Origin of the sequence: Providencia sp. PROV201 (assembly GCF_028479545.1) — a bacterium.
Classification (GTDB): Bacteria; Pseudomonadota; Gammaproteobacteria; order Enterobacterales; family Enterobacteriaceae; genus Providencia; species Providencia huaxiensis.
Window position 1 is genome coordinate 1 of sequence record NZ_JAMPNW010000001.1, and the last position, 12,226, is coordinate 12,226.

Below are 12,226 nucleotides of genomic sequence, written 5' to 3' on the forward strand. Positions count from 1 at the left end.
ACAATAACCTCAAAACTTACAGCGATCCTAGTGAAGAACTCAAATATATGAGTGTATTTTCGCAATTAGGATTGCTAGGAGATGAAAACTCACTGGTTAGCATGCTAGATTTTATTAAGACATTTTTCTTTGACGGCTTAATGGTTCCTGAGTCCGCTTTTAGAATAAGAACATCAAGCTCCATAAAGTGGAATAGATTAATAGAAAACGAATTCTCATCAGCTTGTTTCGAACTAAACAGTAGAGATGAATCATATTATAACTGGAGTTATGGAGTTGCTGGTCTATCAGGGGTTGGTGCAACAATTGCTATTTACAATGATATAAATGACGAATTTCAAGATATAGGAAATATCATTCAGTTAAATTTAAACAAAGAAACAGTAGGTTTTGAATTTGGCTTTGGTTTGGAAACACTTTTAGCACGCTTAAATTATTTTGACTCGCCCTTTGAATATACTATCAGTGAGATGGGGGGCGATCACTCACTGATACCAAATAACAGAAAGTTATTAGATAGTCTTATGGTTTCTGTGTATTTGTTACACCTAGGAGTTTGTGAGGGTCGCAGTAAAAGAAGTTCTGTGTTAAGAGGCGCACTTAATAGCTTAATGTATCAATGTATTATTAATGCCGTTTCATTAAACTCTATCCTCAATATTACAAAAAGGTATTTGTCAACAAGAGAGCTTCAAAACTTGCATAATACTGATTTCGTCTCTGGACTATCTCGTGCTTACGATAGAGTGTATGAGAAATATAAAAAGTTAGTTGATTACATCAGGTATTCGAAGCGCCACAACAAATCTAGTGATTCGATTTTTAAATATGGCACAAAAAAACTTGCTTTACCCGTCTGGTTTATAACCGAGTCTATTTCCAGACAAGACCTTTCCCTGTAGCGTATAGGAAACTGTAACTTAATGAACTATTCAGAAATAGAAAAAAAATGGAATTCGCATTGGTCTAAAACAGACGCGTATTCAGTTTCAATTAACTCATCAAAGCCAAAGTATTATTGCTTGGATATGTTTCCCTATCCTTCAGGCTCCGGTTTACATGTAGGTCACCCGCTGGGCTATATCGCAACAGATGTTGTTAGTCGCTTTAAGAGATTGCAAGGTTACAATGTCCTCCACTGTATGGGATTTGATTCCTTTGGTTTGCCAGCAGAGCAGTATGCTATTGAAACTGGGCAGCACCCGAAAAAAACTACCAACAAAAATATTACAATGTTCAAAAGTCAGTTGGATCGGATGGGGTTGTCACTTGATCCCAAACGAGAAATCAGAACATCTTCTCCTGACTATTACAGGTGGACTCAATGGATATTTTGTCAGTTGTTTGATTCTTGGTATGACTTTACGGAAAATATAGCAAAACCAATTAATTACTTAATACAATTATTTGAACTTAACGGCTCTAACGGTATTAACTCGTCTGGTGTGACTCAGTTCTCTCGCCACGAATGGGAGGCGTTTAATGAGAAAGAACGATTGGATATTCTTATGGAGTACCGCCTTGCCTATCTATCTTCAGCATTAGTTAATTGGTGCCCAAAACTTGGGACTGTATTGGCTAATGACGAAGTCATTAATGGATATTCTGAGCGTGGAGGCTTTCCTGTTGAAAGAAAAAGCATGAAGCAATGGATGCTGAGGATTACCGCTTATTCAGATCGTTTACTTGATAATTTACATAAATTAGATTTTCCTAAGTCGTTAAAAGAACTCCAAAGAAACTGGATAGGCAAATCAAAAGGCGTGGCGGTGAACTTTAAAGTTCATGGTGTTCAAAATCATATTGAGGTATTTACCTCAAGAATAGAAACTATTTGTGGAGTAACTTTTCTAGCTGTCTCTCCCGAGTCTCCATTGGTTGATGAATTTACTACGCCCGATCGTGTTGATGCAGTCACAGAGTTCTTAAGTTTAAACTCTAAGCGAAGTGAGCGAGATCGATTAGCCGATTTAAACAATACGAATGGTGTATTTACAGGTTCTTGGGTTATAAACCCGATAAATGGTAAACAGGTTCCTGTTTGGGTAGCAGATTACGTTATTGCTACGTATGGGACTGGGGCAGTTATGGCAGTACCTGCTCACGATGATAGAGATCGTCGTTTTGCAAATAAATACGGCCTAGAGCAAGTTACTGTTATCGATGAGTCTAACACCTTAGTTAATTCTCTAGAGTTTACAGGAATGAAAACTTTTCTAGGTAAGAAAAATATTCTTAATAAACTGCTTAAAGCAAACATCTGTAATGAAAAGACAAGCTACAAGATGCGAGATGCCGTTTTTGGTAGGCAACGATATTGGGGGGAGCCAATTCCAGTATATTACGATGATGGTATTCCGAAACTAGTTCCTGTGTCAGAGCTCCCTGTAGTACTACCTGAGGTTGAAAATTATAAGCCCACTTCTACTGGCCAGCCTCCATTGGGTCACGCTGCAGACTGGTTATTCAAAGGAAAGTACCCCTACGAACTGTCTACGATGCCTGGATGGGCAGGTTCTAGTTGGTACTTTTTACGATACATGGAACCTGATTGTAATACGGAAATTGCTTCACGAAATAGCTCTGACTATTGGGCTAGTGTTGATTTGTACATGGGTGGAAGCGAGCATGCAACAGGACACCTTCTTTACTCTCGATTCTGGAATATGTTTTTGTACGATTTAGGTTGTGTATCTTTTGAAGAACCATTTAAAAAAATTGTTAACCAAGGAATGATCGAGGGTAAATCAGCATTAATTCATAGAGTCGTGGGTGAAAACAAGTATGTATCGTCAGACATTAGTGATAACTACATAACTTCCCAAATTCATATTAGTAGCGATCTTGTTGATGGCTCAACTGTCTTAGTAGATAAGCTAAGAGCCTGGAGAGTAGACTTTTTAGATTCCGAATTTATTTTTAATGGCGATACATTTCTTTGTGAACACAAAATAGAGAAAATGTCTAAATCAAAGCACAACGTCACTAACCCAAATGATGTTATTAGTGTCTATGGTGCAGACGTTTTCAGAATGTATGAGATGTATCTTGGTCCGATTACGCAGTCAAAGCCATGGTCAATTAGTGGTATTGATGGTTTAAGTCGTTTTTTGAAAAGGTTTATATCTATTTACCAAACTGAAACAGGGATATCAAAGGTTGTTCAAGAGGCACCAACTCAATCTGAGTTAGAACTATTGCATGTTGCTATAAAAAAAGTTTCTGAGGATATAGAAAAGCTAAATCACAACACTGCTATTGCTGCTTTAATGATATGTGTCAATGGTTTAATAAAAGAGAAGTGTCATAAATGCGAAATTCTTATCCCGTTAGCAATTATAGCATCTCCCTTTATCGTATATGTAACGCAAGAGCTATGGGTGGGTGCTTTAAAACAAACCGGTAATATTTTTGAGCAGGCTCTGCCTATTTTCAATGAAGCTAATTTTAAGAAAGTTAATTATTGCTACCCGATTTCGATTAACGGAAAGGTTCGTGCAAATATCACTTTTGATTTAGATGCGTCAGAGGAATCTGTAACCCCCCTAGTACTTGAAAATGAGAAAGTTAAAAAGTGGATAGCTGATAAGCCTGTAAAAAAGGTAATTTTGGTTAAGGGTAAAATTGTCAATGTGGTTATTTAAATTTTTAAGCAATTAATTTTTATAACGTCTAGATGGTTAGGAATTTTAATCCTAACCATCATATAGGAGAGTATGGAAACAACATTCATGGTCAGAAAGTCTGATGCCTGAGGTATCAGAACGAACTCCTCATTTTTTGCGCGTATAGCGGATAATTTTTCGTACATTGTCCACTCCCCTTTAATTAAGACACACCAACTTAGAGTTTTCTAACTGTTTACGATAGGCCTCCGGTGGAAGGTGATTTAAACTTTCGTGAGTTCGATTTTGGTTATAATCTTGCAGCCAAAACCACGCTAATTCTCGAACTTGGCTCAACGATTCAAATAAATACGCATTTAAAAATTCACGACGGAACGAACCATTAAAACGCTCGATAAACCCATTTTGTTGCGGTTTTCCAGGTTGAATATGGCACAACGAAATTTGGTTATCTTCACAATAATTCAATAAGTTAACTGAAATAAGTTCAGGGCTATTATCGACTCGGATCTATTTCGGCAACCCTCTTTCGGCTTTTAAACGTTCAAGCACCCTGATGACACGTTCAGCCGGTAATGATGTATCAACCTCGATCGCTAAGCATTCACGTGTTCCTTCATCAATAATATTGAGGGTTCTGAAGCGCTTGCCGCAATATAAACTGTCGTGCATAAAATCCAATGCCCATTGAATATTAGTTTTTTCAATTACTAATGGTCTTTTTTCACGCATCGGAAGTACCTTTTTAACTTATAGTTTCAGATTCAATTCTAATCGACAATAAACGCGATACACTCGTTTATGATTAAAGAATCGTAGTCGAAAATAGCTTTTCCAAGAATCCAGATTGTGGTGATTTCTCTAAAACAGATTGAATAGCATCAATTACAACACGATCTCTTTCACCCCAATTTAGCGACTGACGATAAATGTTGCCCATGGAAATGAGGTTAATTGGCACGCTTTAATGACTGATAAACCGGCCTCTTTTAAAGCCTGAGTACAGGACTTCTTTTCAGTCACTACCAACTTCTTTTACGAAAAGCTCCTTCATCGCTTGATTTTCAAGGCTGACGTCCTCAATTACATAATGCAGTCACATTAATTACTCATGAATTATCAGATAGACGCATACAAATGTTACGTGAGGGCGTCATCGACGCTATTTTAGATCAAAACCCACAACAGGAAGTTCGCCGCGTAATGGATATCCTAAGTTCCCATTTTAAACGCGACGAAATGCTAATACCTATCGATGGCTTTACCCGTTTTGATATTTATATTCGAGAAAACTGCCCCCAATATTAACGTGCTATCGTCACATTGGCTTTAATATGTTTAAGATGCACAACAATTGTAAAGGTGACAATCACTAACAATGACCAGGCCCCCCACTTACCTGCATGTACCATTGACCAAGCACCAATTTGGTTTGGATATTGCCAAACACCAAAAAATGTCCCAAAGTTTTCAGCCAGCCAAATAAAAAAGCCAATTAGCATAAATGCGAGCAATAATGGCATTTTTCGTTCTTTATCAAGCGGAGTATAAAAAACCATACTACGTGCATACAATCCCATAATAAATGCAGCTAAATACCAGCGATAATCATCAATATAGTGATGACTAAAAAAATTAATATAAATAGCCAGAGCGACTACTGTTGCCATCCAGTAAGGTGGGTAGTGTTCAATTCTTACTTTAAAAAACCGCCAAGACTGAATGATATAGCTCCCTACTGCCGCATACATAAAGCCAGTAAATAAAGGAACCCCCCAAAGTTTTGTGTAGGCTTCATCCGGGTATTGCCATGAACCAATTGTTGCTGATGTTTTAAACAGTTCCATCATAAAACCGACTAAATGAAAAACACAAATCGCTTTTAATTCATCCCAAGTTTCTAGTTTTGACCAAACCAACAATCCTTGAAAAATAACCGCAAAAATTAGTAGCACATCATAGCGAGGTATGCCAATTAGCCCTTTAGCGGGTACCAAGAATAGTGCTAAAAAGAAAAATCCAGCGAATAAACAGGAACGAGCATTAATTAAACCGAAAAACCAAAACTCTAATAGAAAACGTTTAATCCCATGGCTCTTATTTGGCTGATGAGCCATTAAAATTTGGTCTAGTTTTCCTAAAAAATTCAATTTTTGACACAAGCTGGTCATTTATTTACTCACCTGTTACTTATTATTCGGTTTATTTTTTTCATAAGACAAGGCGAGGAGTCTAACAAAATAGTATTTCCTTACATAAGGTAACTATCTTAGATTTATGTATTTTTATCATTTATAGTTTTAAACACTGGTTGTACTCTGCTTGTTTATATTAACGATAATTTCAGTCCGATTTTGGGTTTTATTTTTTAACTCACACTTGATGGCAATTCGTTAACAGAAAGTGATGATATACTTAAGTGATATGTGTTTATCTGCCATATGAATGCTAACTCAATAATTTAGGAGTTTTATGATGAAATTATATTACGCTCCCGGTGCTTGCTCACTTTCTCCCCACATCATTCTGCGTGAAACTGGTTTAGATTTCAGTATTGAACGAGTGAATATAAAAGAGAAAAAAACAGAGAAAGGTGAAGACTTTTTAGCGATAAACCCGAAAGGTCAAGTACCCACTTTAGTGCTGGATAATGGTGAACAACTTACAGAAGGTGCAATTATTGTTCAATATATTGCAGATCAAAAACCAGATCGTAACCTAATCGCGCTTCCAGGTTCGATGAAACGTTATCACCAGTTAGAAGCTTTGAATTTTATTTCGACAGAACTCCATAAAACTTTCTCACCTTTATTCACACCAGGAACGCCAGAAGAGTATAAAGATACTGTACGTAAGGTATTGTTTAATAAATTTGAGTATGTTGATAGCGTACTCGCTAAGCAAGCTTTCTTTGCTGGTGATACTTTTAGTGTCGCAGATGCCTATTTATTCACTGTGAGTAACTGGGCAAAACACGTAGGGCTTGATTTAACTAGCCTGACTCACCTGCAAGATTTCATTGCTAAAATCGCTAAACGCCCTAATGTTCAAGATGCATTAAAAGCGGAAGGTTTAATTTAATCGGTAAAATAGCGCTCTTCCAATAGAGCGCTATTTTCGATAATACAAATCAATTTAATCTAATTGTGTTGCACAGAAATTATGTTCAGGGTTAACCATTTTGTCTTGAGCCGCAACGAGCTGTAACTCATACTCGCCCATTTCTTTGGTTTTTATCATCACTTCATATACTGCTGCTGCAACATGCTCTAGCCCCTTATCTAAGGGCTCACCTTTCAATAAGTTAACCAACATTAAACCACTGGTTAAATCACCAACACCGACAGGTTGCTTTTCACCAAAATCAACGAGAGGACGGCTAACATGCCAAGTATGCTCTGCTGTTACAAGGATCATTTCAAAACGATCAGCACGATACCCTGCACGACTTAAATGCTTAACAAGAACAATTTTAGGGCCTTTGTGACACAATTCGCGAGCAGCTTGAGCGGCTTCTTCTACACTTTTAATTGTTCTACTCGTTAATGTTTCTAACTCTAGTAAATTTGGTGCGATGACATCACAAGCAGCCAGCGCTCGCTCACAAAGGAATTCAGCAACACCAGGTGCCACAATGCAACCTTTCTCAGGATGCCCCATTACTGGGTCACAAAAATAGAGGGCTTGCGGGTTGGCTGCCTTCACTCTTTTCACGATCGCAAGGATATCATCTCCTTGCTCAGCTGAGCCGATATAACCGCTTAATACAGCATCACAAATCTCTAATTTATGGATTTTAGCTAATCCATCAACGATATCAGTTAAGTGCTGGGCAGGAAAAACACTTCCAGTCCATTGTGGATACTGTGTGTGATTCGAAAATTGTACGGTATTAAGTGGCCACACATCTACGCCCATCCGGCACATAGGAAATGCGGCGGCACTGTTTCCTGCATGGCCGAAAACAACATGGGATTGAATTGATAATACGCTTTTCATTGAGAACCCAAAGAATTGTTATGTCGAATGAAGAGAAATCAGTGATTACCCGTTGCAAATATGAATACACTCCAAATAATTCGAATTGCATGTAAGTAACATGGCAAGATGACCCGACGAGCGTAGATCCGTATGTAATGCGGAGAACTCAGCGCAATCAACACCTATGCAATTTGAAATAGGACGAGTATAGCCCGGAAAATTCCGGGCTGATATTACAAAGGTTAGTCAGAGCTATTTCCAATTAATTAAACAGTCGTTTTTCTTACCACGACGGATCAATGTATAACGACCAAACAAACGGTCTGCATCAGAGAATACATACATTGGCTCTGTTTGTTTTTGGCCATTAATAGATACCGCATTAGAGCTAATAGCCGTTCTTGCTTGCCCACGAGAAGGAACCAACTCTGAATCAACTAAGGCTTGCTGTAAATCAGCGCCTGCTTCTAATGTAATGCAAGGCATACCATCTTGAGCTAATTGCTCAAAATCAGCTTCAGTTAAATCAGATACTGCACCAGAGAATAAGCTTTCTGTGATACGCTTCGCTGCTGCTAGCCCTTCTTCGCCGTGTACTAGTTTAGTAACCAATTCCGCTAATACATATTGAGCTCGAGGCGCCTTACCACTATTTTTGTCTTCTTCTTCCAGTGCATTAATTTCATCTATTTCCATAAATGTGAAGAATTTTAAGAAGCGATAAACGTCAGCGTCTGCCGTGTTGATCCAGAACTGGTAGAATTTATATTGGCTGGTTTTTTTGGAGTCTAACCAAACTGCGCCACCTTCAGTTTTACCAAATTTAGTACCGTCTGCTTTAGTAATCAGAGGAACCGTCATACCAAATACTTGGTTTTGGTGTAAGCGACGAGTTAAATCGATACCCGAAGTGATGTTACCCCATTGGTCAGAACCACCGATTTGCAGTTCTACACCCATCTCTTTATTCATATTTGCGAAGTCATAACCTTGTAAAAGATTATAGGCAAACTCAGTAAAAGAGATACCAACGTCATCACGATTTAAACGTTGCTTAACAGACTCACGGTTAATCATTTGGTTAACAGAAAAGTGCTTACCAATATCACGTAAGAAAGTCAGTACATCCATTTTGCCAAACCAATCATAGTTGTTAGCAAGGCGTGCACTGTTATCACCACAATCAAAACTTAAAAACGGTGAAACTTGGTTACGGATTTTTCCTACCCACTCTTGAACGGTTTCTGCGGTATTTAATTTACGTTCAGTAGCTTTAAAGCTCGGATCGCCAATAAGGCCCGTTGCGCCACCTACCAACGCCACAGGCTTGTGCCCGGCTAGTTGGAATCGTTTTAAACACAGCAAAGGAACCAGATGTCCCAAATGCAAGCTATCTGCGGTAGGATCGAAGCCACAATAGAGAGAGATAGGGCCCTGCGCCAGTCTCTCTGCTAACGCATCCTCATCCGTTACCTGGGCAACGAGGCCCCGCTCTTGCAATTGTTTAATCAGGTTATTGCTAGACATCAATGACTCCATCAGTTGTATTTTGTCTATCTATATTAGTTTGAATGACCAGTAAGTTTGAGAGGCTTGTCAAAAACTCACCAGTGTAATTTGTCAATTTTCTTAAATGAAGCTATAGCATAAAGCGCATATCAATTAAGTGCCAGCTAAAAAACATGATCCTAAGGGGCTAATCTATCAATTTTCCAGCCATCGCCTTCTCGCTGGTATAAAAAACGGTCGTGTAGACGGTGCGCCCCACCTTGCCAAAATTCAACACTATCAAATACCACTCGATACCCCCCCCAAAAACTCGGTAATGGGACATCGCCATTCTTAAATTTTTGTTTTAGTTCTAAAAATTTCCCTTCTAAAATACCACGCGCTGAAATTTTAGAAGATTGCGCTGATGCCCATGCTGCAATCTGGCTGTCTTTCGGCCTACTATGAAAATATTTGACAACCTCAATAGGGTTCAAACGCTCAGCAACCCCAGTAAAATTAACTTGGCGCTCTAATGGATACCATGGAAAATGTAGGCTAATTTTATTATTTTTCTCTAAATGTTGTGCTTTTCGACTACCTAAGTTGGTATAAAATACCAAGCCTTTATCATCAAAATGTTTTAATAGTACAATACGTTGGTAGGGCTGCCCGGTTTCATCTACAGTAGCAACACACATGGCTGTTGGATCACTCAATCGAGCTTCACATGCCTGCTTCATCCATAGTTCAAAAAGCGTCAGTGGGTTTGGTGTTAAGTCATTACGTCTCAACCCACTTTTGGTGTATTCACGACGTACCGATGCAAGATCTATTTCACCTAGCTCGTTCATTTTTATATCCTTCACCACTGTTATTTTTTATCGGTATTTTTAGGGTATATTGCCCCAAGCACAGTTTCTTGACTTGCTCCAGTAACGGATGCCAAATTTCCAGGAAGACCTGATATCGTTCGTGCTGCTAGCCATGCAAATGCTAAAGCTTCCATATCATCCCCACTTAAACCAAACTTATCACTTGGCGCCACTTCAGTTCCCGGGAGCAAAGCGGCCATTCGTTGCATTAAAAAAGTATTCTTTGCTCCACCACCGCAGACTATTAAGCGCTCACAACCACCACATAGTAATACTTGCTCTGCGATAGAGGCCGCAGTCAATTCGCACAGAGTTGCTTGCACATCATCCGCTGAGATTGATGGAAAATGAACTAAATGCTGTTCTAACCATTGCATGTTAAAATATTCACGCCCCGTACTTTTCGGCGAGGAACGTCTAAAATATGGGTCACTTAACATGGCTTTTAGTAATACATGGTTAACTTGACCACGACTTGCCCATTCACCATCTTTATCGAATGCTTTTTGTTGGATACGCCAGCTCCAGGTATCCATTAACATATTTCCCGGTCCTGTATCGTAGCCTTTGACGTAAGCCCCTGGTAATAAAGCTGTCACATTAGCAATTCCACCAATATTCAGTACAATTCGCTTTTCTGTAGAATGCCCTAGAACAGCTAAGTGAAATGCGGGAACTAAAGGCGCTCCCTGCCCACCATAAGCCATATCTCTTCGGCGAAAGTCCCCTACCGTTGTGATCCCTGTTAAAGCTGCAATACGGTTGTTATCACCTAACTGTATAGTAAAAGGCTGTTCGCCATCAGGTTCGTGCCAAACAGTTTGACCGTGACAACCAATCGCAATGATATCTTCGGCTGTTAGCCCTGTTTGAATAAGAAGTTGGTTTATCGCATCTGCATATAAAGAGCCAAGCTCTCTATCAATTTTACCAACCTCTGATAGCGTTGTTGCCTGCCCTTGGCATATATCTAGAATTCGTTTTTTTAACTCGATGGGAAACGCAACACTCAAACTGGATTGCTCTGCGACAAATTTGTCACTGATTGCGGCAAGAACGACATCAACACCATCTAGGCTAGTTCCTGACATAACGCCTATGTAACGACCCGATTTCATCATTATTCTTGTTCCTTCAGAGTGCACATTAACTTTACAATATTCAGCTACAAAAGATTGTGCTTTGATGACAAATTTTGTCAACAATTCGATGCAATTTCTCGGAGCGCTTCGCAGGAATAATAAATAAGTACTTTAAAACTAAAAATTGCTAGACAAACCAAATAAAAAAGTCGTTTTTTAATGTCTGAAATTTTCATTTTCAATATTATGGTACATAATGCATTGATCAGCTCAGCATAACTGTTTCGCGCTTCAGTTAAAGTTTAAAGCCTTACCCTGTTTGGCAACTTGTGCGAAATGATGCTCATGAATTGACTACCCTATGTGAATATTTAACAAAGAGTGCCTTATTGAATGAAATAATCACGAATTTGAGATATTTTACCTAGTGTTTACGCTCTATTTAAATCAGAATCGGTAATCTAACCATCGCTTTTTAATACCATTATTTTGATACTTGTTGTATTTATGGTGAAAACAAATATACGATGCTATGTTAGTGCCACAGACAGCAAATCTCATAGGAGTTCTTATGCTTAAGAAAGTTTTTGTAGGTGTTGTAGCAGTTGCAGCCTTATCAGGCTGTGTCAATACCAGTACGCTTTCTGGTGATACTATTTCTGCCAAGGATGCGAAACAGGTACAGACTGTGACTTATGGTACTGTTCTGAATGCTCGCCCTGTGACTATTCAAGCTGGTGAAGACGGTAACGTAATTGGCGCAATTGGTGGTGCTGTACTTGGTGGGTTATTAGGTAACACCATCGGTGGTGGTACAGGTAACACATTAGCAACAGCTGCAGGTGCTATTGCCGGTGGTTTAGCCGGTCAGGAAGCTCAAGGCGCATTAAATAGAAGCCAAGGTGTTCAATTAGAGATCCGCCTCGATAGCGGCAAAAACATTGTTGTTGTTCAAAAACAAGACCCTAGCACCTTCCGTAATGGCCAACGTGTTATGATTGCAAATAGCGGAAATACAGTGACTGTGTCTCCTCGGTAATCTTACGATACGAAATTAGGCATACTCACTGGCCAATGCCGGTGAGTATGCCTTAAAATAATATTGCTGAATAATATAGTTACTTTATGATATATAATTATATTTTATATTCATCATACATAGCTTTTAGGTAAT

10 protein-coding genes and 1 pseudogene are annotated in these 12,226 nt (G+C 38.9%); 5 read left to right on the plus strand and 6 right to left on the minus strand.

Annotation, left to right across the window (positions count from 1 at the left end):
* The coding region (locus tag PR809_RS00005) for a hypothetical protein (RefSeq protein ID WP_272524419.1) at positions 1-902 on the plus strand (902 nt) is incomplete at its 5' end.
* A 21-nt stretch (positions 903-923) separates the two neighbouring features.
* Entirely contained in the window at positions 924-3,644 is a 2,721-nt protein-coding gene (gene leuS, locus PR809_RS00010) for a leucine--tRNA ligase (RefSeq protein ID WP_206276956.1), read from the plus strand.
* Between the two features lie 180 nt (positions 3,645-3,824).
* Here the strand turns inward: leuS and PR809_RS00015 are convergent.
* Positions 3,825-4,704: pseudogene (locus PR809_RS00015) on the minus strand (IS3 family transposase); the annotation flags it as partial.
* A gap of 59 nt (positions 4,705-4,763) precedes the next feature.
* On the opposite strand from PR809_RS00015, the gene PR809_RS00020 reads away from it, so the two are divergent.
* Positions 4,764-4,934, plus strand: coding sequence for a hypothetical protein (locus PR809_RS00020; RefSeq protein WP_195698595.1), 171 nt, complete (start codon positions 4,764-4,766; stop codon positions 4,932-4,934).
* On the opposite strand, the gene PR809_RS00025 is transcribed toward PR809_RS00020, so the two are convergent.
* Positions 4,931-5,797 (minus strand): DUF817 domain-containing protein, encoded by an 867-nt coding sequence (locus PR809_RS00025; RefSeq protein WP_166265259.1) that lies wholly within the window; start codon positions 5,795-5,797, stop codon positions 4,931-4,933. The two genes, PR809_RS00020 and PR809_RS00025, sit on opposite strands and share 4 nt — an antisense overlap.
* A gap of 304 nt (positions 5,798-6,101) precedes the next feature.
* Between PR809_RS00025 and gstA the strand changes: the two genes are divergently transcribed.
* The gene (gene gstA / locus PR809_RS00030) at positions 6,102-6,707 is read left to right on the plus strand and encodes a glutathione transferase GstA (RefSeq protein WP_166265428.1); all 606 of its coding nucleotides are present in this window, start codon (positions 6,102-6,104) and stop codon (positions 6,705-6,707) included.
* 54 nt (positions 6,708-6,761) lie between these two features.
* Here the strand turns inward: gstA and pdxY are convergent, their stop codons facing one another.
* The 4 genes from pdxY to anmK form a co-directional block, all read right to left on the minus strand.
* On the minus strand, positions 6,762-7,625 hold the full coding sequence (gene pdxY / locus PR809_RS00035) for a pyridoxal kinase PdxY (RefSeq protein ID WP_102139690.1): 864 nt from the start codon (positions 7,623-7,625) through the stop codon (positions 6,762-6,764).
* A gap of 234 nt (positions 7,626-7,859) precedes the next feature.
* Positions 7,860-9,134: a tyrosine--tRNA ligase gene (gene tyrS / locus PR809_RS00040; RefSeq protein WP_102139691.1), complete on the minus strand. Its 1,275-nt coding sequence runs from the start codon at positions 9,132-9,134 to the stop codon at positions 7,860-7,862.
* Positions 9,135-9,295: 161 nt separating this feature from the next.
* Positions 9,296-9,949: a pyridoxamine 5'-phosphate oxidase gene (gene pdxH / locus PR809_RS00045; RefSeq protein WP_102139692.1), complete on the minus strand. Its 654-nt coding sequence runs from the start codon at positions 9,947-9,949 to the stop codon at positions 9,296-9,298.
* Between the two features lie 20 nt (positions 9,950-9,969).
* Entirely contained in the window at positions 9,970-11,091 is a 1,122-nt protein-coding gene (anmK, locus tag PR809_RS00050) for an anhydro-N-acetylmuramic acid kinase (RefSeq protein ID WP_181489844.1), read from the minus strand.
* 532 nt (positions 11,092-11,623) lie between these two features.
* On the opposite strand from anmK, the gene PR809_RS00055 reads away from it, so the two are divergent.
* Entirely contained in the window at positions 11,624-12,091 is a 468-nt protein-coding gene (locus PR809_RS00055) for a glycine zipper 2TM domain-containing protein (protein WP_036958672.1), read from the plus strand.
* Positions 12,092-12,226 lie beyond the last annotated feature (135 nt).